This is a genomic window from Acinetobacter sp. WC-743, from assembly GCF_000335555.1.
Taxonomy (GTDB): domain Bacteria; phylum Pseudomonadota; class Gammaproteobacteria; order Pseudomonadales; family Moraxellaceae; genus Acinetobacter; species Acinetobacter bereziniae.
The window spans coordinates 38,194-64,088 of sequence record NZ_AMFQ01000018.1; the positions used below are offsets into that span (position 1 = coordinate 38,194).

At 38.9% G+C, this 25,895-nt stretch carries 26 protein-coding genes; 8 read left to right on the top strand and 18 right to left on the bottom strand.

Going from position 1 to position 25,895, the window contains the following annotated elements; genetic code table 11:
• Nucleotides 1-7: 7 nt before the first annotated feature.
• The 10 genes from ACINWC743_RS02755 to ubiG all read right to left on the bottom strand — a co-directional run bounded on the left by ACINWC743_RS02755 (nucleotide 8) and on the right by ubiG (nucleotide 8,592).
• Nucleotides 8-940, bottom strand: a complete 933-nt coding sequence (locus ACINWC743_RS02755) for a sulfonate ABC transporter substrate-binding protein (protein ID WP_085947549.1) — start codon at nucleotides 938-940, stop codon at nucleotides 8-10.
• Between the two features lie 93 nt (nucleotides 941-1,033).
• Nucleotides 1,034-1,993, bottom strand: coding sequence for a sulfonate ABC transporter substrate-binding protein (locus tag ACINWC743_RS02760; RefSeq protein WP_005034761.1), 960 nt, complete (start codon nucleotides 1,991-1,993; stop codon nucleotides 1,034-1,036).
• 329 nt (nucleotides 1,994-2,322) lie between these two features.
• Nucleotides 2,323-3,678, bottom strand: a complete 1,356-nt coding sequence (gene argA / locus ACINWC743_RS02765) for an amino-acid N-acetyltransferase (RefSeq protein WP_009584284.1) — start codon at nucleotides 3,676-3,678, stop codon at nucleotides 2,323-2,325.
• 376 nt (nucleotides 3,679-4,054) lie between these two features.
• Nucleotides 4,055-4,417, bottom strand: coding sequence for an RcnB family protein (locus tag ACINWC743_RS02770; RefSeq protein WP_009584329.1), 363 nt, complete (start codon nucleotides 4,415-4,417; stop codon nucleotides 4,055-4,057).
• A gap of 366 nt (nucleotides 4,418-4,783) precedes the next feature.
• Nucleotides 4,784-5,080, bottom strand: coding sequence for an RcnB family protein (locus ACINWC743_RS02775; protein ID WP_009584277.1), 297 nt, complete (start codon nucleotides 5,078-5,080; stop codon nucleotides 4,784-4,786).
• Between the two features lie 218 nt (nucleotides 5,081-5,298).
• Entirely contained in the window at nucleotides 5,299-5,694 is a 396-nt protein-coding gene (locus ACINWC743_RS02780; protein WP_004832208.1) for an RcnB family protein, read from the bottom strand.
• 279 nt (nucleotides 5,695-5,973) lie between these two features.
• On the bottom strand, nucleotides 5,974-6,129 hold the full coding sequence (locus ACINWC743_RS24435; RefSeq protein ID WP_004832203.1) for a hypothetical protein: 156 nt from the start codon (nucleotides 6,127-6,129) through the stop codon (nucleotides 5,974-5,976).
• Nucleotides 6,130-6,333: 204 nt separating this feature from the next.
• Nucleotides 6,334-7,080: a YciK family oxidoreductase gene (locus ACINWC743_RS02785; protein ID WP_004832201.1), complete on the bottom strand. Its 747-nt coding sequence runs from the start codon at nucleotides 7,078-7,080 to the stop codon at nucleotides 6,334-6,336.
• 127 nt (nucleotides 7,081-7,207) lie between these two features.
• Complete coding sequence (locus ACINWC743_RS02790; protein WP_171064857.1) at nucleotides 7,208-7,882, bottom strand: HAD family hydrolase; 675 nt, start codon at nucleotides 7,880-7,882, stop codon at nucleotides 7,208-7,210.
• Entirely contained in the window at nucleotides 7,879-8,592 is a 714-nt protein-coding gene (gene ubiG, locus ACINWC743_RS02795; RefSeq protein ID WP_009584275.1) for a bifunctional 2-polyprenyl-6-hydroxyphenol methylase/3-demethylubiquinol 3-O-methyltransferase UbiG, read from the bottom strand. The genes ACINWC743_RS02790 and ubiG overlap by 4 nt, the downstream gene beginning before the upstream one ends.
• Nucleotides 8,593-9,041: 449 nt before the next feature.
• On the opposite strand from ubiG, the gene ACINWC743_RS02800 reads away from it, so the two are divergent.
• Nucleotides 9,042-9,659 carry a thiol:disulfide interchange protein DsbA/DsbL gene (locus ACINWC743_RS02800; protein ID WP_009584327.1) on the top strand — a complete coding sequence of 206 codons (618 nt, stop codon included), beginning with the start codon at nucleotides 9,042-9,044 and terminating at the stop codon, nucleotides 9,657-9,659.
• A gap of 67 nt (nucleotides 9,660-9,726) precedes the next feature.
• Here the strand turns inward: ACINWC743_RS02800 and ACINWC743_RS02805 are convergent, their stop codons facing one another.
• The 3 genes from ACINWC743_RS02805 to ACINWC743_RS02815 form a co-directional block, all read right to left on the bottom strand.
• A complete protein-coding gene (locus tag ACINWC743_RS02805) occupies nucleotides 9,727-10,938 on the bottom strand; it encodes an MFS transporter (RefSeq protein ID WP_009584270.1) in 1,212 nt (403 codons plus the stop codon).
• Nucleotides 10,939-11,196: 258 nt separating this feature from the next.
• Nucleotides 11,197-11,778 (bottom strand): TetR/AcrR family transcriptional regulator, encoded by a 582-nt coding sequence (locus ACINWC743_RS02810; RefSeq protein WP_009584304.1) that lies wholly within the window; start codon nucleotides 11,776-11,778, stop codon nucleotides 11,197-11,199.
• A 90-nt stretch (nucleotides 11,779-11,868) separates the two neighbouring features.
• Nucleotides 11,869-12,513, bottom strand: a complete 645-nt coding sequence (locus ACINWC743_RS02815; RefSeq protein WP_004832185.1) for a TetR family transcriptional regulator — start codon at nucleotides 12,511-12,513, stop codon at nucleotides 11,869-11,871.
• 174 nt (nucleotides 12,514-12,687) lie between these two features.
• Here ACINWC743_RS02815 and ACINWC743_RS02820 point away from each other — a divergent pair, with 174 nt between their 5' ends.
• Nucleotides 12,688-13,710, top strand: coding sequence for a ferredoxin reductase (locus ACINWC743_RS02820; protein ID WP_009584300.1), 1,023 nt, complete (start codon nucleotides 12,688-12,690; stop codon nucleotides 13,708-13,710).
• Nucleotides 13,711-13,829: 119 nt separating this feature from the next.
• A complete protein-coding gene (locus ACINWC743_RS02825) occupies nucleotides 13,830-14,969 on the top strand; it encodes a fatty acid desaturase family protein (RefSeq protein ID WP_009584314.1) in 1,140 nt (379 codons plus the stop codon).
• 119 nt (nucleotides 14,970-15,088) lie between these two features.
• Here ACINWC743_RS02825 and ACINWC743_RS02830 read toward each other — a convergent pair whose 3' ends face one another.
• Entirely contained in the window at nucleotides 15,089-15,859 is a 771-nt protein-coding gene (locus tag ACINWC743_RS02830) for an AraC family transcriptional regulator (protein WP_009584279.1), read from the bottom strand.
• A 103-nt stretch (nucleotides 15,860-15,962) separates the two neighbouring features.
• On the opposite strand from ACINWC743_RS02830, the gene ACINWC743_RS02835 reads away from it, so the two are divergent.
• Together ACINWC743_RS02835 and rph are read left to right on the top strand one after the other, a co-directional pair.
• Complete coding sequence (locus tag ACINWC743_RS02835; protein ID WP_009584268.1) at nucleotides 15,963-17,099, top strand: Bcr/CflA family efflux MFS transporter; 1,137 nt, start codon at nucleotides 15,963-15,965, stop codon at nucleotides 17,097-17,099.
• Nucleotides 17,100-17,283: 184 nt separating this feature from the next.
• Nucleotides 17,284-18,000, top strand: a complete 717-nt coding sequence (gene rph, locus ACINWC743_RS02840) for a ribonuclease PH (RefSeq protein ID WP_009584291.1) — start codon at nucleotides 17,284-17,286, stop codon at nucleotides 17,998-18,000.
• A 149-nt stretch (nucleotides 18,001-18,149) separates the two neighbouring features.
• Here the strand turns inward: rph and ACINWC743_RS24245 are convergent, their stop codons facing one another.
• Nucleotides 18,150-18,320 (bottom strand): hypothetical protein, encoded by a 171-nt coding sequence (locus ACINWC743_RS24245; RefSeq protein WP_157432063.1) that lies wholly within the window; start codon nucleotides 18,318-18,320, stop codon nucleotides 18,150-18,152.
• Between ACINWC743_RS24245 and ACINWC743_RS02845 the strand changes: the two genes are divergently transcribed.
• Together ACINWC743_RS02845 and ACINWC743_RS24440 are read left to right on the top strand one after the other, a co-directional pair.
• Complete coding sequence (locus tag ACINWC743_RS02845) at nucleotides 18,319-20,499, top strand: phosphocholine-specific phospholipase C (RefSeq protein ID WP_009584307.1); 2,181 nt, start codon at nucleotides 18,319-18,321, stop codon at nucleotides 20,497-20,499. The two genes, ACINWC743_RS24245 and ACINWC743_RS02845, sit on opposite strands and share 2 nt — an antisense overlap.
• A 237-nt stretch (nucleotides 20,500-20,736) precedes the next feature.
• A complete protein-coding gene (locus ACINWC743_RS24440) occupies nucleotides 20,737-20,901 on the top strand; it encodes a hypothetical protein (RefSeq protein WP_005034741.1) in 165 nt (54 codons plus the stop codon).
• Nucleotides 20,902-20,909: 8 nt separating this feature from the next.
• On the opposite strand, the gene ACINWC743_RS02850 is transcribed toward ACINWC743_RS24440, so the two are convergent.
• The 3 genes from ACINWC743_RS02850 to nadC all read right to left on the bottom strand — a co-directional run bounded on the left by ACINWC743_RS02850 (nucleotide 20,910) and on the right by nadC (nucleotide 25,116).
• Complete coding sequence (locus tag ACINWC743_RS02850) at nucleotides 20,910-22,784, bottom strand: LTA synthase family protein (RefSeq protein WP_035300108.1); 1,875 nt, start codon at nucleotides 22,782-22,784, stop codon at nucleotides 20,910-20,912.
• Between the two features lie 174 nt (nucleotides 22,785-22,958).
• Entirely contained in the window at nucleotides 22,959-24,122 is a 1,164-nt protein-coding gene (locus tag ACINWC743_RS02855) for a tetratricopeptide repeat protein (protein WP_009584271.1), read from the bottom strand.
• A 148-nt stretch (nucleotides 24,123-24,270) separates the two neighbouring features.
• Nucleotides 24,271-25,116, bottom strand: coding sequence for a carboxylating nicotinate-nucleotide diphosphorylase (nadC, locus tag ACINWC743_RS02860; RefSeq protein ID WP_005034737.1), 846 nt, complete (start codon nucleotides 25,114-25,116; stop codon nucleotides 24,271-24,273).
• 153 nt (nucleotides 25,117-25,269) lie between these two features.
• Between nadC and ampD the strand changes: the two genes are divergently transcribed.
• A complete protein-coding gene (ampD, locus tag ACINWC743_RS02865) occupies nucleotides 25,270-25,857 on the top strand; it encodes a 1,6-anhydro-N-acetylmuramyl-L-alanine amidase AmpD (protein WP_009584305.1) in 588 nt (195 codons plus the stop codon).
• Nucleotides 25,858-25,895: the final 38 nt, after the last annotated feature.

Below are 25,895 nucleotides of genomic sequence, written 5' to 3' on the forward strand. Positions count from 1 at the left end.
TCAAATACTATTTCGCAGTCCAAACAGCTTGTTTAATCTCAATGCTATTTGGAATAATTTTGAGTTCACTAAAGCGATTTGCGAGTTGTTGTTGGTCTGAAATCACTTTGGCTGAAAGTGGAGCAGCACCTGAGGGGCGAGGGCGTCGATCAATAAAAGTCTGACTGACTTGTGGTTTTAAGCCCGTGCTTTGACCAATTGATTGTGCGGTGGCAACACGGTTGGCCTGCACCCATTTATCTGCAACATTAATTTGTTGGATAATGCCTTTGACTGCTTGAGGATATTTTTTTAAAAAATCAGGTGACGCCAAGTAAAAAGTATAATTCGGACTTAAACCTTGCCCTGAAGCAAGTACACGGGCTTGATCTTCAATCTGTGCAGAAGCAAAGAATGGGTCCCAAATCGCCCAAGCATCGACGGCTCCTTTTTGGAAAGCGGCGCGTGCATCAGCAGGAGTGAGCCAAATGGGTTGAATATCCGACCATTGCAAGCCAGCTTTACGTACAGCTTGAACCAGTAAATAGTGAGCGCTCGAACCTTTTTGTAGTGCAATACGCTTACCTTTTAATTCGCCGAGTTTGGTTATTTTTGAGCTTTTCGGTACTAAAATTGCCGAAGCCAACGGTTTGGCCGCTTCATAGGCAATATAATACAAAGGCTTATTGGCTGCTTGTGCGTAGACTGGTGGCGTATCTCCTGTGACACCTACATCCAGTGAACCAACGGCAAGAGCTTCAAGAATCTGTGGTCCTGCTGGAAATTCACTCCAAGAAATTTTGGCATTGGGAAATTCCTTTTCATAGAGTTTCTGTTGTTTGGCAATTGCAAAGTTAATCGAACTTTTTTGAAAACCAATACGCAATTCTTTCACTGTTGGGTCGATTGCCCACACCGAAGTTGACCCAAGCATTGCACTACAGATCAACATTGTTGTCATTGCATGAGTAGGAGCATTGAACCATGATGATGTTTTGTGTTGTACAAAGTGTTGGGTCATTTTGATGTCCTCATTACATCGCATTGTGCGAAATTAGTGGGCTAATACAGCCGCTTGAATATTGATTTTGTTTGGAATAAGTTTTTGTTGATAAAAAGCATCAGCGACATCTTGTTGCTTTTTCACCACATCATTAGAAATCGGACTTACCCCAAAACCCATCCGTGAAATGGATGTATTGAGTACATCAAGCGGTAAGCCTGTTGGTTTTTCTAAAAGTTTTGCTGCATCAGTTTGATGTTGAGATACCCATTGTGTGGTGGTGTTCAATTCATTCACCACGACCTTTAAAACATCGGGGTGTTGTTCTGCAAATTTACGATCAGCCAAATAAAATTGATGGTTATTCACCACATTTTGACCAGTAGCAATCACTTTTGCATTGAGCTGTTTTTCAGCAGCAGCAAAGAACGGATCCCAAATAACCCACGCATCGACTGCACCTTTTTCAAAAGCAGCACGTGCATCGGCAGGCGGTAAGTAGACCACTTGGATATCATCCAGTTTTAAGTGATTTGCCTCCAATACTTTGAGTAAAAGGTAATGTACGTTAGAGCCTTTGTTCAGGACCACACGTTTACCTTTGAGGTCTTGTACCGATTGAATAGGTGAATCTTTAGGGACAATCAGTGCCTCAGCCAAAGGTGCAGCAGGCTGATTGGCAACATAGACCAGATTGGAATTTGCCGCTTGAGCAAAAATAGGAGGTGCTTCACCTGATTCGCCAAAAGATACGCTTCCCACATTTAAACCTTCCAGCAATTGTGGACCAGCAGGAAACTCAACCCATTTGACATTGACCCCTTTTTCTTTAAGCGCTTTATCTAAGTCACCACGAGCTTTGATAATCGGCAACACACCATATTTTTGAAAACCAATATTTAAAGTCGTGCTTTCTTGTGGTTTAGAACATCCAGTCAGCATCATGATGGTGGCAAGGCTAGCACTTAGAAAGGAGATTTTTTTCCATGAAGGTTGAAATAAGTGCGCCATGAGTCACGATGCCTGTGTAATGTAAAAAGAATGAGCATCAGCTTAAAAGGCTTTGTATTTTCAAAAAAATAAGTTTTTGATGATTGCTAATGAAAAAAAAAGATAAATGATTAAATGCTAAAGTTATCGTTAAATTAGAAATATAAAATTAATATTCTATAAAAATAGAAAGTTATAAGAATATGAAAAGTATAAATTTATTGTTTTTATTTAGATTAGGAATATAGATTCCATGAACATGCATAAGCAAAACATCTCAGTCATGGAATCTATTTAGATAAGTTTAGATGTAAATGTGATAATTCATAGAACTCAGTTTGCTTTGAAGATCAGGCAATCCGTTTTTTAAATACCATTGAATTACGTTGATAGTTATATAGGGCTTGCCGCGCTTCTGGTAAGTCATCAACATTCGCCAATTCAAAACCATGCTCTAAGAACCAGTGTGCTGTTCGTGTAGTGAGAACAAACAGTTGTTGAATGCCTTGCTGGCGTGCATGTTCTTCTAGGAAATGAAGAATTTGACTACCTCGATTCGATTTACGATAGCCAGGGTGGACAGCAACGCAGGCGATTTCAGCGGAGCTTACTTCATCATTTGAAGTAGGAATTGGGTAGAGTGCGGCACAAGCTAAAATTGTACCGTCTCGCTCGATGACAGCAAATTTATCAATTTCAGTTTCAAGTCGTTCGCGTGAACGATAGACCAAAATCCCTTCTTCTTCTAATGGGCGTAATAAATTGATTAAACCACCTACGTCACCGATATTTGCCATACGCACTTCTTCATAATGTGCATCTGTGATCATGGTGCCATGCCCATCTCGGGTAAAGAGTTCTTCAATTAAAGCGCCATCATATGCATATGAAAGGAGGTGCACGCGATTGACCCCTTTTAAGGATGCCTGTTTGGCATTGTGTAAATGCAGTGCAATTTCAAAATTTGAATCTTGATATTTTTCAATGTGTCTATCAAGTTGGTGTGGGGTAATTTCACGTTTTAATTGACCGTACTCATCCATCAAGCCTTGTTGACTACCCAAGAAAATCAACTTATCCGCTTGCATGTGAATGGCGGTTTTTGTTGCCACTTCTTCTGCGAGTAAATTAAACACTTCACCAGTGGTTGAATAGCCTGTTGGACCTAATAGCACAATATTTTGATTGTCTAGATGACGTTGAATCGCCTCAGTATCAATGGTTCGAACCTCACCAGTGAGCTGAAAATCAATCCCATCTCGAATACCGTAAGGTTTTGCCGTCACGAAGTTACCCGATACAACATCAATGCGAGCACCAAACATCGGTGAGTTGGCGAGCCCCATAGACAATAAGGCTTCAATTTGTAGTCGAATCGAACCTACAGCACTCATCACACAGGGTAAAGAAGCACGTGTGGTAATGCGACGATTGATATGAATCGGACTCTGAATTTTATTTTGGAGCAAATTTGCATTGATTTGCGGGCGCGCGCCGTGGACCAAAATGAGTCGGATACCTAGTGAATGCAATAGTGCAATATCATGAATAATATGCTGAAAATTTGGATGTTCAACGGCTTCACCACCAAACATCAATACAAAGGTCTTGCCCCGATGGGCATTGATATAAGGTGCAGAATGACGAAACCAATGCACATATTCTTGCGCTGTGCTTTGCGTTGTTTCTGGATTGTCAGTTTGCATACCTATCTCAGTATTGTTGATTGCTATATGATGATTCTAAACAAAAATAACTGAGAAATAATAGTCAAAATAAAAAAAGCACTCGAACGTGGGAGGACGAGTGCAAAAGGGTTATTCATTTCACAATTAAATCTTGAATATAAGATGAAAGTTCACATATTAAAAAGGAAGTGATTGACATTGCATTTGAAGCTCCGGTATCAACACATTTCCTTTCGATCTATGGATAAACTTAATCCTGAAATATAGAGAAATAATGAAGATATCCATGAAAATATGTAGTTGAAAGCATTGTTAATTCAATAGAATTGTCATGTATTTCTCAAAATATTAAAAAAACCCAAGCACAGTTGGGTTTTAGTTTATGTTAAAAATATCAGCCGATGACACGAATAATGCGGTGATTTTTTTGGTTTACCAATACATAGTCGCCATTGATTCTATACCACTGTTGATACTTTCCTGGCTTGGATAAATGACGATAGTTTTTATAGTTGACGTGATAACGAGAAGAGCCAAATTGAGAAGGTAAATACTGACCTGAACGCCAATGGCGGCTTGGAATAACGGTATTGCCATAATGCTTGTTGTTGTTCCAACGATGATCATTTCGATGATCCCAACGCTGTTGTTCATAACGGTGCTGTTGATCTCGATGGTCTACATGTGGGGCAGCGATAGCTGAAGTGGTTATCAGTGCCGCCATCGAAAGTGTGATCGTGGTTAAAATGCTTTTCATTTGATTCACCTGAATTTAACTTGTGTCCTTTAATGCTTTCAAATTACGCAAAAATTCGAGATAAATGGTGAGGATGATTTAGTTGAATTGTGAAATGTATGAAGATTTGATGAAGGCAGCCAATATCCTTATTTTTCTCGGTCCTTAGAAATCTCAAAGTCGTATCTCTGCTGTGGAAATCTACAAAATGAGAGGCTTAATACGCAAAACGATCAATTGTTCAATGAGCTTGAAAATAAAACGAACAATCTGAAGTTAATTTTAATAAAAAAACCCTCCTTGAGAAAAGGAGGGTGAGGAAGGCGTTGAGTTTTAACGGATGGATAAAGCAACTGAATAGGGACTGTGCTTTTGATCATTTTAATATTAACGGACGACTCGAATAATATGGTGGGTACGTTCGTTAACAAGCACATAACGTCCATCAACTTTATACCAACGCTCAAATTTGGCTGGTTTGTGAAGGTTTTTATAAACACGATAATCATTCACATAGTAATGATTGTCATGGTAGCGTTCAGGTAAAATTACACCTTCTCGCCATTCAAATTTTTCATGACTAGCCATAGGGCGATGATCACGACCATGATCCCAATCTGCCATTGCTGAGGTTGCGATTAAGGCACTGAGAGAGAGCGTGATTGCGCTGATAACTTTTTTCATTTGAATTGACCTTATAAAACGGATGATCTATCCGATGATTCAAAATTACTCCCGAATTTGAGATAAAAAATGGAGAAATATCATTGAATTGTGAATTTACATGCAAGTTCTATAAATTATTCTCATCGCTTGTAAAAGCAGAAATTGAGCAAAAAAAAGCTCAAACGAAAAAGGTGTTTGAGCTTATGAAATTGAAATATTGATCAGTGTTACACAGACTACATGCCACGGATACTCACAATATTATTGTTATCAGAATCAACTAGGATATAGTCATTATTAATTTTATACCATTGTTGATTACGTGAGGGTTTTGGTAGATTCTCATCCTTATAATCAACTTTATAGCTGTTTCCTCTGTAATGTTGTGGCATTACATAACCCATTTGCCATTTATGTTGCTGTAAACGCTTTACACCACGTTCTTCTCGCTCCCGACGTTGCTCTTGAATATTATCATCGTCATTCCCACGAAAATTACGCCCACGCTCACCGCGATCACGCTTACCTTGGTCATAACCATGGTCATTGTCAAAATGAGGACCTGCAATGGTAATTTGAGTCGTCAGCAGTGTTGATAGAGAGACTGCGATGATCGCTAAAATCTTTTTCATAATCATCCTCGCTTATCCAGTGTGTTTATTTTGACCTCACTACTGTACTGCTAAATTGCAGAGAAACTGTGAAGAAAATTCAGTTTTTCATTAAAAAATACAGACATAATCAAAACATATTTCTGAAAAAGTGAAAAGGGTTATCGTAATGCTTTGAACCACAAACGCTCATGTACTTTTCTTTAGTGCACATTTTATGATTAAAAAAATGTAAATATTTATAAATATTGTTTTTAGCTGAGTTGAAGCGTAGCGCTAACTCAGCTTTGATCAAACAGTCTAGTACCATTGGTCATTCATATCCTTGAGACAATTGATCGCTTTGATAATATTTTCTGCTTGATAAGCATCATCCAGTGCTTGAATAAAATCATTTGGCAGTTGTAATTGTTCGATTGAACGGATGATCTCTACTTTATATTTTAAATCAGTCATGATTCATTCCTCTCCAGATCTGGTTTTGTTGAGGAAAACTATAAAGGACCTTATGTGATTTGAAAAACTGGATATAATTATACTTTTGATTGAATAAATCGATTTAAGTGACTTTCTAAATCTAAACTTTGATGATGTTTATAAAAAATTCACTCAACAATATTTTCCCCTCACTGATCACAACCGCGGTGAGGGGAAAATCAATCAGTCTTGTGCGTCGATACTTTCGCCATTTAATGAAAGACTGTCATCACCCATCAAGTAAAGATATGCTGGCATAATTGATTCTGGTGACGGTAGCACTTTTGGATCTTCATCAGGATAGGCTTTGGCACGCATTGCCGTACGTGTACCACCGGGATTAATACAGTTATAGCGAATATTCGGATAAGTATTTTCTTTGGCAAAAATTTTACTCACCGCTTCAATCGCTATTTTTGATACCGAATAAGCACCCCATTGTGCGCGTGCTTCTCGTCCAACACCTGAGCTTGCAAAGACCACCGAGGCATGTTCAGATTTTTGCAATAAAGGCAGGAGTTCTTGGGTCAAAACAAAAGGAGCACGTAAATTCACTGCCATCACATCATCCCAAACTTCTTCGGGATAGTTTGCCAGTTCCACACGTTCACCTAAGATACCCGCATTATGTAAAATACCGTCTAAACGTCCAAATTGCTGTTCAAGCGTATCAACCAAAAGTTCGTAATCTCGAGCGGAAGCCGTTGAGAGTTGTAAAGGTAAAATCGCCGGCTGCGGCGCACCTAATGATTCAATTTCATCATAAATGACTTCAAGTTTATTGAGCGTACGACCATGTAAAACGACAGTGGCACCGTGTAAGGCATAGCTGAGTGCTGCTGCACGCCCAATACCGTCTCCCGCACCCGTAATCAGGATAATTTTATCCTTCAATAAATCTGGGCGAGGTTGATATTCTGAATATTTCATGGGAGACCTCCTATAGTTGTTATGATGTGATTTGAGTTTCAATATAAAAACATTGAAACATCATATTCAAGATGTTTCAGTGTCTTTTTATTATCTTGTTAGAACAATTAAAGAATTTTTAACAATTCTAAATGTTGACAAGTTTCTTGATAACTTGATGTAATTCATCAACATTATCCACAATACAATCCGCTTGCCAAGCACCTAAATCATCTTTGTACTGTAATGGTAAATAACCATAAGCAGCAAGGATGGTATACATCTGCGCATTTCGTCCAGCATCTATATCACGAGGATGATCGCCTACATAAATGCATTGTTCTGGGGCAATATCAATCTGTTTTGCAGCTAAATACATTGGCTCAGGGTCAGGTTTAGTCTGTTTCACGTCTTCTGGGCAAACCAGTACAGCACAACGCTCAGTTAAATTGAGTGCTTGAAGTAACGACTCACTAAGCCAACGAGGCTTATTTGTTACAATACCCCAAGGAATCTCACTGCTTTCCAACTCCGCTAAAAGCGGATACATACCTGCAAAGAGATCTGTATCAACGGCAATGTCTGCACCATATAAATCCAAAAAATGTTGGCGATGAGCGAGAAAAACCGGGTCATCAACTTCAAGTTCTGGATAAACCAGCTTGACCATCGCACGCGCGCCTTCAGAGACTTGGGTACGGATCAAATCTGCATCGACAACAGCACGCCCTTCATTTCTGCACATATCTTGGATGATACGAATAAAATCTGCGGCAGTATCAATCAAGGTGCCGTCTAAATCAAAAAGAACAGCTTGCATCAGACACCTTCATTCACGGTATATACCATATAGTTCACGTCTACATTTGGTGCGAGCCAATAGTGTTTGGTGAGCGGGTTGTAATGTAAACCTGTCATATCTTTAAGTGTTAAGCCAGATTGACGAATGTCATGAGCCAGTTCTGAAGGCTTAATGAATTTGTGATAGTCATGCGTGCCTTTTTTCAATAGACGTAAGACATATTCTGCGCCAATAATCGCAAATAAATACGATTTTGGGTTACGGTTAATGGTGGAGAAAAACACATGACCATTGGGCTTAACTAATTTTTGACATGCTTGAATAATCGAAGCAGGATCAGGCACATGCTCCAGCATTTCCATACAGGTCACAATATCGTACTGACCTGCTTGCTCTTCAGCCAGTTGTTCTACAGGGATTTGTCGATATTCAATATTATGAACATTTTCCTGTTCTGCATGTAAACGTGCCACATTGAGTGGCGCTGCACCCATATCGATACCCAAAACATCTGCACCACGACGAGCCATGCTTTCAGCCAAAATGCCGCCACCACAACCAACATCGAGGATCTTCTTGCCAGTAAGACCATTGGCATGTTCGTCAATCCAATTTAAACGTAATGGATTGATTTGATGTAAGGGTCTGAACTCAGAGTGCTGATCCCACCATAAAGCAGCTAATGCTTCAAATTTAGCAATTTCCTGTGGATCAACATTAAGTTGCGACATGTTCGTCACCTCTAAGTGAATTGTTTTAATCAAAAATTAAGTTCAGTTATGTTAGGGTCTGTTGAGATTTGATACCTTGGTTGTACTTTAGGCTAAAATTTATTCAAACAGATATGTAACCGAGTTAAGGGCTATTCCCTTACCGAGTTCCATAGCGAGGTTTGGGTGATCTTTGCCAAAAGTCTTGGAAACAATGGTATGTTTTGACATGACTCGGTGATGAATAATTTATTTAGCATAACTAAATTTCATTATGAATGCCTTGTATGACTAAAAAATACCGATTGTTGAAACCATAGATTCATTCTCGACAGACCCTAGTGTAACCATAAATCCGAAAAAAGCGATGAATCGTGTAAAAAACTTCACAGAAGGAAAACGATTTTCTCATATTTGTTTTATAGTGAATGCATAAGCTATACAAGACGACTTAGAGGACAATAAAGTCAATGAAAAAATTTATTTTAGGTGGCATGACCGCAATGGTGATGGCATTTTCTGCAAACACCATGGCCGCTGATTTTGTTGCAGGCAAAGATTATACCGTTGTTCAAAATCCTGGAAAGGTTGCAGTACCAGGTAAAATTGAAGTACGTGAATTTTTTTGGTACGGATGCCCACATTGCTTCAAATTAGAACCACATATGCAAACGTGGTTAAAGAAGATTCCTAAGGATGTTAACTTTATCCGTACACCTGCTGCGATGAATCCATTATGGGAACAAGGTGCGCGTGCATACTATGTCAGTGAAGCACTAGGTGTACGCAAACGTACACATTTGCCTTTGTTCCATACTAACTTTTCAGGTAATCAACAAGTTCTCCAAAAAGATGCCTTTGCTAAATTCTTTACGCAATATGGCGTACCTGAAGCAAAATTCAACAGCATGTATAGTTCATTTGCGATCACAGCAAAAATTGCTGAATCAAACCAGTTGGCACAACAATATCAACTTTCTGGTGTACCAGCAGTTGTGGTCAACGGTAAATATGTGGTTCAAGGTGAAGATGCTAAAGTGACACAAGTTGTTGACTATCTTGTAAATAAAGAACGTACAGGAAAATAAGCCTGATCAGTTCAGAAACCCGCAAATGTTTGCGGGTTTTTTTATATCTAAAGTGTTTAGACGATGTTTAAGCCAGTTTTCGTTGACCGCTTTTAAAAGCATGTTGATGACTCAAACTCACAATCAACAGCGCGACAATAAGCAAACCCAACATATAATGTGGAAAGCTTGAAGCCCCTGTGTGATTCAAGATCATGCCACCGAGCCATCCACCAGCTGCGACTGCTAAATTAAAAACAGTGACCAACATCGATTGTGCAACATCGGCATCTTCCTGAGCAGCATCGGCAAGTGCTGTCTGTAAGAGGGTAGGCGCTCCACCAAAGGTCATTCCCCAAATTGCGATACAGGCAAGAACGATCAGATCGTTATGGATAAAAATCAGTAATACGCAACTCAATGCAAAAACAATTAGGCTGATTAAGGTGAGTATTCTTAGATAACGATCTACCCATAAACCCACCAGCCAAATACCAAGAATGGAGGAGAAACCAAACAACATCAGCACAAGATCAAGATACTGACCTAATTCAACATGAGTTAAATAAGGTGCAATATAGGTATAGAGCATATTGTGGGCCAAGATCCAAAATAGTAAGACAGCCAGAATCGGTAAAATGCCAGCGCTCGAAACTACTCGTGTAATAGACTTGTCGTGTTGCTGGGGCTGACTTTGAAAGTCTGGAATCATGGCACGTACCCAAATGACTAGGATCAGTGCGAGTACAGACATTGCCCAAAAGACCTGATTCCAGCCAAACAAATGACCAAACCATGTTGCTAAGGGTACACCCAGAGAAAGCGCTAAAGGCTGACCGACACTGGCAATCGCCAATGCTTTACCTTGCAGATGAAAAGGAACTAAGCGCCGTGCATAACCTGCCAGTAGTCCCCAAATCACACCTGCTGACATACCTGCAAAAAAGCGTGCCACCAAGATAAAATAATAATGTGTCGAAATTGCAGTGAGACTGTTAAAGATCAGTAAGCCGATAATTGCATATAAAAATAAAGGGCGCCTGTTCCAGTCTCGTGTCAAGGTGATGACAGGGATTGCGGCAATCACAGAACCTAAGGCATAAAGCGTAATGAACTGACCCGCTTGAGCTTCGGTGATTGCTAGCCCCTGACTGATTTGTGGAAGTAATCCAGCAGGTAAGGTTTCTGTCATGATGGCGAGAAAGCCTGCTAAGGTAAAAGCAAGCAATTGCAATACAGGTAACTTTTCAACAGTATTTTTGGGTGATGGCTGCTTTTGAGATTTTTGATGATCAGACATGGGTGATTTCCTGTGCTGTGATAAGGTGGCATGCCTGTCTAGTCCATTGAGTTTGTAATGGGTTTGTTGTGATCTCCCTTGCATGATCAATAGATATTGATAAATTAAATTTATTCATATGGTTGGGGGTGAAAATTTTCATCATATTTAATCCTTGTTGTATCAAGATCACTGTGTTGTTGTGTTTTTATTGGAATGATTGTTCCAAAATGATTGAAATAAAAAGCCAAAATCTTGAAAGCATTTTGGCTTGTCGAATTAGAGAGATAGCATTGTTATATCAATGACATGTTGTAAAATTTTTTGTCTTTCTGCTAAATCACTACCTTTACCCAGTATTCGCATTCCTTGAATGGTATTGACCAAAAAATAAGCCAATGCTTCTGGATTTTTATCAATTGAAATCTCACCGCTATGTTGCCCATCAACAATGATCTGTGCTAAAGCTTGCTGAAGACGTTGAAAATTATGTTGTACTTGCTGAGCAACATCTGAGTCATGTGCAGCAAGTTCTAAAGCAGCATTGGCAACCAAACAACCTTTCTGTTGTGGATCTTTTAATTCATCCTCAAGAATTGAAAGCAATAATTGATGTATGCGTTCTTGAACAGACGCATCTCCAGTCAGTTTTTGAATATTTGCAGTAGTGATTGCCTGATAACGTTTTAATGCTTCTTGATAAAGTGTATGTTTATTTTCAAAGGTATTATATAAGCTGCTACGTGAAAGCCCTGTACCATCTACAAGGTCTTGTACAGAAGTTGCAGCATAGCCTTTTTGCCAAAAGACTTGCATGGCAGCATCGGCAATTTCATCTGGTTCAAATTCTTTGTTACGCATAGAATGTTTTTATTGGAACGATTGTTCCAATAATTTTTGCACTAACTTAAGCCAGTGTCAACCTTCGTCTAGAAATTTAAGTGATGGTGTTTAAGATGCTTTGACTTCCCAATTTTCAATCCCTTTGAAAATTAAGTGAATTTGAGTCACAGCTTGCTTTTTTAACACCATTTTCTGTAATTCAAGTTCGATACCTGAATACTGGCGAGACAGGCTAATCCAAGACATTGCCCAAGTAAAAGATAGATTAATCAGAATGTTGGTGATGACTTTTAAATCACTCTCATCTCGAAAATTATCAATCACTTCAAATTTTTTTAAATCACTGGCGAGATCATCATTCAAAAAGTCGATTTCGCGTGAAATGGCACGACGAACAATTTCTGAACCACCCCAACGTTCCGAAATCATAAAAATCCACTGTTGGGGACTACTGTCTACAGCTTCAAAGAATAGTTCCATACTGGTTTTGGTCTTGGCTTCTGGATGAGCAAGTCCTTTGCCCAATTGATGCAATACGTTTTTAAGGTATAAGGACACTTGATCGACCAACTCTTTACCTAACTCATCCATATCTTGAAAATGGCGGTAAAACGCTGTTGGTACCAAACCTACCTCACGGGCAACTTCTCTTAAACTGATACTCGAAAATGAACGACCCGATGTGCTTAAGGTTAAAGCAGCATCAAGTAAAGCCTGACGGCTCTGTTGTTTACGTTCATCGCGTATCGACATTTGGACATCCAAAGTTTTTTGTTGTGATGAGTCTATCAAAAAAAAAAATAAATTAAACGACGAATGTCAGTGTACAGGTGTTGACTGAATTAAAAAAATGATTATAGTGTACATATGTTCACTAAAAGAACGTTTGTTCACTCAATAAATAGCAAGCACAAAGAGGAACGTCACATGAGTAGCTATATGCAGTATCAGCCAGAATGGGTTCGTGAGGATTTTGTCGATTTTATCGCAGAAAAAATCAATCCTGTTTGGGCTTGGAAAAAAGTCAAAGCCACAGTGGTTAAAACACGTGCGTTGAGCGCTGACTTTTATCAAATTCAATTACGACCAAATCGTAATTTTAAACATCAGCAATTTAAAGCAGGTCAAAGTGTTTTGGTCACTGTAGAAATTGCAGGTGTACGCCAACAACGCAGTTATTCTGTCGTGAAATTTTTGAATAATGGCGACATTATTATCGCTGTTAAGCAACAAGGTAAGGTTTCTACTGCATTAAGCCAGTTAGCTTTTGGACGTGTGGTTGAACTGTCTCAACCTCAAGGTGATTTTGTTTTAGACCAAGATCGTACACCATTATTATTGGTGGCTTCTGGGAGTGGAATCACCGCAATTTACTCGCTGTTGCTTGAAGCATTGACTGATTCAGATCGTCCTGTAGATTTAATTTATTTTAGCCGGGATGAAGCATATCATGCAGATTTGGAACAGCTTTTTCAGCAATACCCACAGTTTAATTATCATTACATCAATACAGTTCAGCAAAAACAGCATTTAAACATCAAGCTATTGCAAAGTTTAGTTACTGATTTTCAGCAACGTCAAACTTATGCCTGCGGTGCGAATGCCATGATGCAAAGCATCAATCAAATTTATCAGGATTTGAATATTACAGCGCGCTTAAAACAGGAATATTTCCAGATTGCAGTAGACGAAAGCCAAGAAGCACAACCAATCGTTTTTTTACGCTCACAACAAGAGTTTGAAGCGCGTTCTAACCTTCTTGAGAGTGCTGAACATGCAGGGTTAAAACCAACACATGGTTGTCGTATGGGGATTTGCAATACCTGTACATGTACTAAAGTGAGTGGTTCAACCAAGAATATACTCACGGGTGAAATTGACCACGATAGCAATACTCAAATTAAATTGTGTATCAGTCAGGCCGTTAGTCCTGTGGTCATTAATCTGTAAATTAAAGTAATCATTTAAATAAATTTAAGCAACTTCTTGCTCTGTTGAAGCTAGGTGTAGGAAGTTGTACCCAAAATTCAGCGAAAGCTTCTAAAAATGAAGCGCTGAGGAGTAAAACAATGAATATGTCAGTCAATTTTCCAAACAGTAAATCGAAACATTTAAACCCTGAACAAACAGCAGAGTTTGGTCGTCGGGTGGATGAAATCCGCCGTGAAGTGATGGACAGCTTGGGGGAACAAGATGCCAAGTATATTTATAAAATTCGAAATTTTGTGCGTTATAGTGAAATAGCATCCCGTGGAATGTTGATGTTTGGGGGGTGGATTCCACCAGTTTGGGTCATTGGCACAGGATTGTTGGGTATTTCCAAGATCGTTGAAAACATGGAACTTGGACATAATGTCATGCACGGACAATTCGACTGGTTAAATGATCCAAGTTTGAATGGGGCAAACTATGACTGGGATACCATGGCAACAGGTGATGATTGGAAATATACCCATAATTATGTGCATCACACCTATACCAATATTGTCGGGAAAGACCATGATGTTGGCTATGGGTTGCTTCGAGTCAGTGAGTCACAAAAGTGGGAACCGCGCTTTTTATTCAATATCCCATTGGCGATTCAATTGATGGTATTTTTTGAATGGTATGTCGGTGTACAGAATCTGCATTTAGAAGATGCTTTGGTTTACAAAACCAAAACTTGGAAACAAGTTTGGGCAGATGCTACAAAATTTCGTAAAAAAGCGCGCCGTCAGATTTTAAAAGATTACGTGTTTTTTCCATTGATCGCAGGACCAAATGCTTTACCTGTTTTGGCAGGGAATGCGATTGCCAATGTGATTCGTAGCCTATGGTCTTCAGCAGTGATCTTCAATGGTCATTTCACTGAGGATGCCGAAACCTTTGAAGCGGATAATGTTGAAAATGAAACACGTGCAGAATGGTATTTACGCCAGATTCGTGGTTCGAGCAATTTTACCGGAACCGATTGGTTGCATATTTTAAGTGGTAATTTAAGTCATCAGATTGAACATCATCTATTTCCAGATATGCCTGCGAACCGTTATGCGGAAGTTGCTCCCAAAATTAAGGCGTTATGTGCAGAATATGACATCAATTATAATGAAGCGAATTTCTTTAAACAGTTTGGTAGTGTGTGGGTACGTTTAGCGAAATGTTCTTTACCTAATCACTGGACCACAAGCATTACTCAATCAGTGCAGAAAGTGAAAGGGATTTTTGCTTAGATTTTATCTTACAAAGCCCTTTTGTGGTGGTGAAAGTCCAAAAGAACCTTGTTGAGAGCGACAAGGTTCTTTTGTTTAAAATATAAAAACTCAATTTTAAAATTCAGCTTCGGGTCCAATCATGATTGATCTTTTTTAATCAGCATCCTTGGTGATTTCCCCGACATTCTTTTAAAAAAGGAGATAAAGGCACTCTCACAGGAAAAACCTAAGTGATGGCTGATCACGGATATTTTTTCATTTTTAGATAATAATTCTATCGCTTTCAGAAAACGCCATTGTTGTCGCCATTGCTGATAATTCAAACCTGTTTCGCGTAAAAAAATTCTGCTAATGGTTTTTTCACTGAGTCCAACCAGATCTGCAAATACATTTAAATGCGGTAATAGCTCAGTACCTAAAAATTTTCTTAATCGACGATCAGTTGGAAATTGTAGAATAACCGATACTGATGGTGCAGTTTCAATTTCATTCAATCCAACATTAAATAAATCCAAAAAAGGTCGTTTGCTCCAGTCCGTATCAAAATCAGCGAAAGCGATTCTCTCCAATATTTCTTTTAATAAAGCACTAACTTGCAAGACTTTGACTTCTTTAGGAAGTGCTGGGTATTGAACGGTATTAATATATACCGAGCGATAGCCGGTCACTTGGCTCATTTCAGCACGATGAGTTGTGTCTGGTGGAATCCATGCGATATGTGCAGGGGGCAGGATACATAGCTGACCAGATAAGGTAATTCTAATACTGCCACTGTTGGTAAATAGCAGTTGTCCCATTTTGTGGGCATGTTCTCCCGAATCATGTCGAGCAATTTCCGAAGCAATACCGATCACATTTAATCCGAGTTGATCGGGATTAAAATCAGCATCCGCTGCTAACCATGCCATTGTTTGTCCGATTTTATAAATAATATGTCTTTTATGATTATATCTCTCAAAATTTGATTTTGTTATTTTTCTCGATGGTTCAATTCAACGTATTCAAAAGAAAATGTTAAAGAAATCTATATTTTATTTACTGGCTGTTTTGATGATGTTTCCCCAAGTTGTTGAGACGATCTACAGCCCAGCACTGCCTCATATTGCACATGGATTCCATATAAGTTCTGAAAAGGCGAGTCAAACGATCTCTTTATATTTCATTGCCTTTGCGCTGGGTATCGTCTTTTGGGGGCAGATGTGTGACATTTTAGGAAGACGAAAATCGATATTGGGTGGATTATTGATTTATGCGATTGCCTCGATTGCTGCGATTTTATGTCGTACTTTTGATGATTTAATCATCGCCAGAATGTTCTCGGCATTTGGTGCTGCTGTGGGTTCCATCGGAACACAAACCATTATTCGAGATACTTTCAAAGGCAAGGAGCTGGTCAAGATTTTTTCCATAATTGGTATTCTGCTTGCGCTTAGCCCAGCTCTAGGTATGGTATTTGGCGCATTCATCACAACATGGTGGGGATATCAAGGTGTATTTCTAGGTTTAGCGCTATTTTCAATCCTGCTTATGTGTTGGTGTGTATTTGAGCTCCCTGAGACGCTTATTAAAAACAATAAAAAAGTTCCTATTCTTCATATTTTTATTGCCATGCTTAAAGATAATGAGATTTGGAAAAACGCATTTTTGGTTGCACTTTTTAATATCAATCTTTTTGCTTACTATCAGTTGTCTCCTTTCTATTTTCAAATATTAGAAGCCTCATCATGGGTGTTTGGATTGAGCGGTCTGTGTTTGACCTTAGGCGCCATTTTTGGCGCATTACTGAATAAATCTTTGCTTAATAAAAACGTGAATCCCCATACTTTGGTGTCCATTGCGGCATTGATTGCGATTTTTGGGAGTGTTTTGATCTGTATCACTCTAGCCATCAAGAGTTGGTTATTTATTTTTCCTGTACTGTTGATCATGGTTGCATATGGGCTTGCCATCCCTAATCTTCTTGCGACAGCACTTAAACACTATGCCGAATGTTTAGGTACAGCAGGCGCACTGTTGGGTTTGATGTATTATTTATTATTAGGTGGGGGATTAGTTTTGGCTGGTTGGGGACAAAATTTGGCAGCAGTATTATTGATTTGTAGTGTGGCGACTTTATGCATAAATTTATTTCGGCATCGTGATGTATGAAAACTTTCACATTGATCCAATTATTTTTAAGATGATGCTCTGTCGCATGCAAGTGGTTTGGACCAATCTGTCAGTCAGCAACGTAGACTCAGCAATTTCAAAAACCACCATCTTGTAATAAAACCAACACTAGAGTATCTGTTATACTTAGCCGCATTATTTCTGAATCCAATAAGGACACACTATGCGTATCGACCAACGTGCATTAGATCAATTACGTGAAGTTAAAATTACTCGTAACTACACACGTTATGCGGAAGGTTCTGTATTGGTTGAATTTGGTCATACAAAAGTGCTGTGTACTGCAAGTATTGACAATTCAGTACCTCGTTTCTTAAAAGGACAAGGACAAGGTTGGGTAACTGCTGAATATGGCATGTTGCCACGTTCTACCCATACCCGTAGTGATCGTGAAGCGGCTCGTGGAAAGCAATCAGGGCGTACTCAAGAAATTCAACGTTTGATTGGTCGTAGCTTACGTGCAATGGTTGACTTAAAAAAGTTGGGTGAGAATACGATTACAATTGACTGTGATGTGATTCAAGCGGATGGTGGGACACGTACTGCTTCTATTACTGGTGCTGCGGTTGCACTGATTGATGCGATGAATGTGTTGTTAGAAAAGAAAAAAATCAAACAAGATCCGTTGAAAGGTTTAGTTGCTGCAATTTCAGTCGGGATTTATCAAGATGAAGTGTTACTTGATCTTTGTTATGAAGAAGATTCTAACTGTCAAACTGACTTGAATGTAGTGATGACTCAAGCGGGTGAATTTATTGAAATTCAAGGTACAGCAGAAGATAAACCTTTTACCCGTGATCAATCCAATGCAATGTTAGAAATGGCTGAAAAAGGAATCCAAGAGTTGGTCAAAAAACAGCAAGAAGCCTTGGGTTGGTAATTCCTTCATCATCTAAATTGCTATAAATCTAACGCATCTTCGGATGCGTTTTTTTATGTGAAAAATATAGTGGCGTATTTTGATCGTCATGAAATTGCCATTAAAACTTCACCCTATTGTCATTGGGATCATATTGACTATGGCTACATTTATTTCATGGACAGGACAATGCGAAATTTCCTCTTGATTGCAGTGACAAGTCTGAGTGTACTGCTCAGTGCTTGTAATGATGATAACAACGAAACATCAACCACGAATCCGCCAGCACCCAATTGTAAAGTACATTGCGCACCATAATAAAAATATAAGGAAATAGACATGAAACGTCGTGATTTTTTAATCAATTCTACAAAAACTATATTCGGTACAGCCGCTTTAGCCAGCTTTCCAGCCAGCATTCAAAAAGCCTTAGCGATTGATGCCAAAGTCGAAACAGGCACAATTAAAGATGTAAAGCATGTCATCATTTTGACTCAAGAAAACCGCTCATTTGATAATTATTTTGGAACATTCAAAGGCGTTCGAGGCTTTGGTGATCGTTTTACGATTCCACTATCAGACAACCGCAAAGTGTGGGAACAATACGACAAAGATAAAAATAAAATTTTTCCTTACCATTTAGACAGTACTCGTGGCAATGCACAACGTGTCAGTGGTACACCACATTCATGGACTGATGGTCAGTTTGCTTGGAACCATGGGCGTATGGGCAACTGGGTGCAATATAAACAGCCTCAATCAATGGGATATTACAAACAAAAAGAAGTTGAATTTCAGTTTTCACTTGCCAATGCCTTTACCTTATGTGATGCATACCATTGCGCCATGCATACAGGTACGAACTCTAACCGTATGTTCTTATGGACAGGCTCGAATGGTCCTAAAGCTGCGGGTGTGGCAAGTGTGGTGAATGATTTGGATAGTATTGGTCCATCAACCACGGGCTATGATTGGATGACCTATCCTGAGCGTTTACAACAAGCAGGTATAACTTGGAAAGTTTATCAAAATATGCCAGATAACTTTACCGACAATCCTTTGGCTGGATTTAAGCAATATCGTCGTGCCAATGAATTGTCAGGTAAACCCGTCAATAATAGTACCGTTTGTCCAGCCTACGATCCTGCAATTGATGCAACACAGCCTTTGTATAAAGGGATTGCCAATACCATGCCTGATGGTGGATTTCTGGGTTCCTTTAAAGAAGATATTGCCAAAGGTCAATTGCCACAAGTGAGTTGGATGGTCGCTCCTGCAACCTACAGCGAACATCCCGGACCATCAAGCCCTGTTCAAGGTGCTTGGTATATTCAAGAAGTGCTGAATGCGTTGACCGAAAATCCTGCAATTTGGAGTCAAACCGTTTTATTGGTAAATTTTGATGAAAATGATGGTTTCTTTGATCATGTTCCTTCACCAAGTGCGCCATCTAAGGACAGTTCAGGTCAAATGCAAGGTAAAACCACATTGACCGATGAACAAATTTCTTATGAATATGCAACACATGCAAAAGCTTCAGCTGGGCAACCAAACTTTACTGACCCAAAAGTCAGTAATGGTGTAGGGGTATATGGTCCGGGAATTCGTGTGCCGATGTATGTCATATCACCATGGAGCCGAGGAGGATGGGTGAATTCACAGGTTTTTGATCACTCTTCGGTGATCCGATTCTTGGAACAGCGTTTTGGGGTAGAAGAACCCAATATTAGTCCATATCGCAGGGCAGTATGTGGAGATTTGACAACAGCATTTGATTTTAAGAATCCAAATACACTTGCGATTGAAGAATTGATGGGTAAGAAAACCAAAAGTGAAGCGGATGCAATTCGCAATGCACAGGCCTTATTGCCTCAAGTTTCACGCCCTTTGAGTCAGGTTTACCCAGTTCAAGAGATCGGAACACGTTTATCCCGTGCATTACCTTACATTTTACATAGCAGCGCGAAAGTCGATTTGGCGGCAAAAACAGTCAAATTAATGTTTTCTAATACAGGAACACACGCAGCAGTATTCCATGTTTATGATCAGTTGAATCTTGAAGCAATCCCTCGCCGTTATATGGTTGAAGCAGGAAAGCAGTTGGATGACGTATGGAACACCACCACTGGAAAATATGATTTGTGGGTATTGGGACCTAACGGTTTTCACCGTGGTTTTGCTGGAGATTTGTCTAAATCTGCACAGGCTGAGTCATTGGCAGAAGTGCGGGTGTGTGTTGAAGAGTGTGATCCAAAGATCTATTTAAAAGTTCGTCATGATGCAAGTAAACCTGCAAAACTGATGGTAAAAGCCAATGCCTATCTGCCGAATAAAACGTGGAATATTGAAACAGCATCAACGGAAAAGGAATTGAACTGGAACATGTCTGATTTTGGTGGTTGGTATGATTTTACCGTCACGATCGAGGGCGACAGTTCCTTTAAACGCCGTTTTGCTGGACGTATTGAAACGGGTAAAGACTCTTTCTCTGATCCATATATGGGATTTATTGAGTCTTAATCTTTCAGTATTTGATTGTGCAGTTTGAAATAAGGTGCGTTTTGCACCTTATTTTTGAGTTGATCAAAGACCGCATCATTTGCGTAAAATTACATGTTTAAGCTTCCAATCATCTATTTACTTCAATAGATACATAAATCAGCACAATGTCCTATGTTTTATCTACAGAGTCTTCAAGGGTTTTGAAACAAGTCTTTTTAGAATAGGTGAAATTTTATTGAGTTGTTGGGGCATTTTATGAAAATTCTGATTTTTCTATTTGCAGTGATTACTTTTATGTTGATGGCAGGAGATCCTCGCCGTGAGGATTTTGAAAGCAAAGAATTTGAAGTCAAAAACAATGATCAACAACAGCAGATTGAACAAAAAGTTGATCAGAAAGATTCAGCAGAATCTTCCTGAACCAACCATTAGCTTTCAGCTTTCGATTTTAAAATCTGGTAAGTAAAGTTCTTGCCATTCAAGACATCCATATTCAAGTCTTTGTACTGCTGTAAAATCTCAGCTTGATTAAATTCACAAGATTTTTGTGTCTGTATACCTGTTTGATGAACAGTGCGATAACAAGAGCTGACATTGTTCACAAAGCGATAATAGGGTGAAAGGGGAACATGTGCTGCTTCAAGCACTTTAGGTGCAAGGAAGTGTGCAGCAACAAAAGGTCCTTTAAATTGCTTTCGGTCAATAGGAAAGTTTGCCCATACAGCAAGTGGTGTTTCAAAGAAACGCACATCTTTCTTTTCAGCTTTTTCTTGCTCGGATTTAAAAAAGCCATATTCATCATATACTTTTTGTAAATTTGGCAAATGATCACCAAAGAATATGACAATCGTAGGACGCTCAAGTTGTTTGACATTTTCAATCAGCATTTTCAATTTATCATCCGCACGCTGCATCCCTGTTAAATAGGTATTCAGTGCACGTTTACTGTTATCGCTGATGCCGTCTTTGGTGATTTTAAAATGGTCTTTACCAAAACGATCATCGCTATACATCGGATGGTTTTCAACACTGATCGCATAGATAAATTGCGGTTTATCTGTATTCTTCAGTTGATTTTCAATACTGCTATAAATCAAATCATCTGTTGCCCAACCTGCAGCATTGATATATTTGGCACGGTCAGCCATGTTGATCATATTTTCAATCGAGGTAAAACGGTTGAAACCTAGATTTTGATAAACAGCGCTACGGTTATAAAAATATTTACCATTGTTATGCATAGCTGTTGTTTCATAACCTAAGCTATTTAAATACATCGGCAATGAGTAGGTTGGGCGTTTCAGTTTTGATACATAAGCCAATTCATTGTGATTTAAATAGGTATTTAAACTGGTCAATACTTCAAATTCAACATTGGCAGTACCACCCCCAAAGCTTGGAGAAAGTACAGTAGAAACCTGATTTTTATTGATTGTTGGGGTGATATTCCGAGGAATGCTTTTGTCTAATTTTGTAGCATCCCAATGCGACTCACTCATGACAAAAATAATATTGGGCAGTTGTTGCTGAGGCTGATCCTCGGATTCTAGATTCGATGTGGTCGCTTGTTGATTCTCATCCATCATCGGTTGATAAAGCGTCGCCACTTTTTCTTCAGGAATCACTTCAGTTTGGAAGATTTTATTGTTTAAGCCATCCACGGTCTTAGAAAAGAAGAATGTTGGAAATCCCAAATATCGAATAGTTAAATGATCACCAATCCAATCACCACGTGTATTGGGTAAGTATTGTGCATACTGACAAATCGAATTTTTTGCAGCATTGGCGCAGGATTCACTAAAATTATTTTTAAAATTAGCAGTAATAAAAAATCCAAGAATCGCAAAAGATAGAATGCTATTGGTTAAGAGTAAGGGTTTACTACCTAATTTTTCTTTGCGGTATAAAAATACAAACAATGCAATAAACACCGCGATAGCAGCAAAAACAGCAAATTTTAATAAGATGGGTGAGGCAATAAAGGTTTCTTTAAATAATAAAAAATCACTAGGGACTAAGCTGGCTGAAAGATATTGCTCTTTTTTAATATTGATAAAACTGAGTAAAAAAATAATAAATTGACTCAGTAAAATCGTTGCAAAGGTTTTTCTTAAAATTAAATAGAATAAGCTGATGAAAGCATAATTCATTAAGATAGAAAAAGCATATTTATACAGGCGTGGCTTTAGATAGATGTCACGTAATTGAAAGAAACGCGTGATATCTTCTTGGTATAAGAAAAAAGCAAATACTGATAAAAAAGCGACAAGTAAAAACAAAACTTGTTGTTTCAACGTCTTCATCGGCCTAATTTTAGCAAAGTCTTGGAGAGCCAAAAATTATAGGCTTATTCCGCCGATTTTTCTATGCAAACGCTGCCTATTTTGTAAGCAAATTAGACCAAATGAATAAAAAATAAAAGTGATACAAACAAGTAAAGAAGCCCAAAGAAACGACTCATTCTTTGGGCATAAGATTTAACGGCTTACTCGTTGTATTGCTTCATTATAAGTCTCACTTGGCTTATATTGATTGGCCAGTTGATAATGATGTTTGGCTTGGTCAAAATCCTGATTATTTTCATAGATTTTACCCATATTATAATGAGAATACGCTTTGGTATTGTCATTGGTCGCCAAAGCAATCGCTTTTTGATTTGCCCATAATGCTTCTGAGGCACGATTGAGTTTTTGATAAACCACGGCAAGATTACTATAGGTTTGCCCTACATTTGGATTGTAGTCTATCGATTGTTGATAGAGCATGGCTGCTTGTTCAATCTGATTATTTTTATAGGCTTTGTCTGCATTTAGGTTGAGTGTTTTAGCTCGCTTCTGTGCATCCGCAGAAACAGGCACAAGATTCACTCGGGTAGTTTGATTTTGATAATTCGAGACGCTTGAACCAACTTGACTGGCATTCACAGTGGTTCCAGAAATACGGTTGATGTCTTGAATTTCGCCTTCTGGGCTAATTCGGAAGACAGTCCATAAATTCCCGGTTTGACCTGTCGGGATATAATAGGAACGAATCAGCGACTCTCCTGCATAGACCATGACTTTGGCTTGGCTATTGGATAAATTGTTTGTGTTGGGTCGATCACGATCTGAAAAATCATGCACTGAATAAACGTAATATTGACCTTCAAGACGTTGATCAATGGTGACGGTTTCTGGACCATAAGAGTCAGTATCATCGACATCTAGATTTGCTGATAAGCCTTGTTTACTGTCCCAGTAAACATGCTGATTTTTATAACTTAAATGTGAATCAAGATCCAAAGGATTTTTGCCCCAGTTCAGGACAATACGCATACTGTTTAAATCTTTAAGCACAGGGCTGAGTGCATAGGTCATACCATCACATGGACATTTTGCCACAAGTGTTGAATAACCTGATTTTTTGATAATCAGTAAATTATCAGCGCCGTCTGCACCATTGCTATTGACTGTACTTCGTCCATCGGCATTGGTAGAGCTTGAGGCAGAGTGTTCACCATTCTTTTGTAAAATCACTTCGGCATTGGCAATATTTTGATCTTTGACGGTTGCACTTAACACATGAACATTGACGGTGTCTGCATGGCTAAAAATCGGAATCGCTAAAGTAAGAAGTGATGAAGATAGAATATGTTTTTTCATTGTTTATCTCTTATCTACACAGATGATTTATTGATTATTTAAAGTATATTGAGCATAAAAGTAGCTGATGATTTATTCACTGATCGTTATATTTTGTAATAAAAAAGCAGTACCGTGGTACTGCTTGATCAAGGCATATTCCGAGTGTTTAACCATTAAAACGCATTGATAAATCAATAGCTTTAACATCTTTAGTTAAGACACCCATTGAAATATAGTCCACGCCCGTTTGCGCCACTTCAGTTAGAGTCTCTAAGGTGATATTGCCTGAAGCCTCTAATTTACAACGTCCCGCAACATGCTTAACTGCATCGATCATTTGCTGTTGGCTAAAGTTATCTAACATCACAATGTCAGCTTGAGCTTCGAGTGCTTGATTCAGTTCATCCCATGTTTCAACTTCAACTTCAACGGGCTTGTTGGGTGCAATTTGACGTGCTTTGGCGATCGCCTGTGCAATTCCACCTGCTGCCATGATATGGTTTTCTTTAATTAAGAAAGCATCAAATAAGCCCAAACGATGATTTTGTCCACCTCCTACACCCACCGCATATTTTTGTGCAATGCGTAAACCGGGTAGGGTTTTGCGTGTATCCAAAAGTTTGGTTGCTGTGCCTTCCAGATATTTTACATATGCTGCAGTTTTAGTTGCTACAGCAGATAAAGTCTGAACAAAATTCAATGCTGGGCGTTCCACTGTCAGTAAACTACGTGCAGAACCTGCCAATTGATAGATCGTTTCATTGGCTTTGACGACATCGCCATCATTTTTCAACCAAGTGATTTTTACTGTTGGATCGTAGGCTTTAATCAAGGCATTCACCCAAGGTTGCCCAGCAAGAACCATGTCTTCACGTGAAATAATCGTTGCTGTTGCTTGCTCATCTTCTGGCGTGAGTAGGGCGGTGATATCCGCATCGCCAATATCTTCTTGGAGTGCTTGTTGAATATTAATTTGAATCGATTGTTCAAGCAAAGCTTCAGGTATGCTCATGGATATCCCTATTGTTGTCGCCCTTAAAAACTGAGCGATATATTAGCATTGTCATTGCAAGTTTGAAGAAGTTTTTATTTTATATGGATGAGAGTACACTAAAATATTGAAATTCGCTTTGTTGAAAATAAACAAGCCCTGTAGGAATAAGATATGCAATCGGCATCAAGGTTTCAGGTCGTAAATGGTCAATTGATTGGCGCAAGACAAGTTCCATCTCCAAATTATAATCAACGTCCCGAAAATACTGAGATTCAGCTGATTGTCATTCATAATATCAGTTTGCCGCCATCACAGTTCGGTGGTGGATATATCGAACAATTTTTTCAAAATCAATTAGATTGGTCAATTCATCCTTATTTTCAAACCATTCAAGGGATGCAAGTTTCTACCCACTTATTGATATTAAGAACAGGCGAGATTATCCAGTTTGTTAATTTTAATGATCGTGCTTGGCATGCAGGACGTTCATCATATTTGGGGAAAGTGGAGTGTAATGACTATTCCATTGGCATTGAATTGGAAGGCAGTGACGATCGTGACTTTGAAGAAGTGCAATATCAACAACTCGTTGATGTGGTTGCTGCTTTGCAACTAGCTTATCCGAAGACTGATCATCATTTAGCAGGGCATTCAGATATTGCCCCAGGTCGAAAAACTGATCCAGGAACACACTTTGAATGGCAACGTTTTCGGGAAGATTTGACACAGAAAAAATTCAGTATCGAAAAAGATGGCTAAAATAGATTTCTGTTTATGATTTAACAACGCAATTTTGA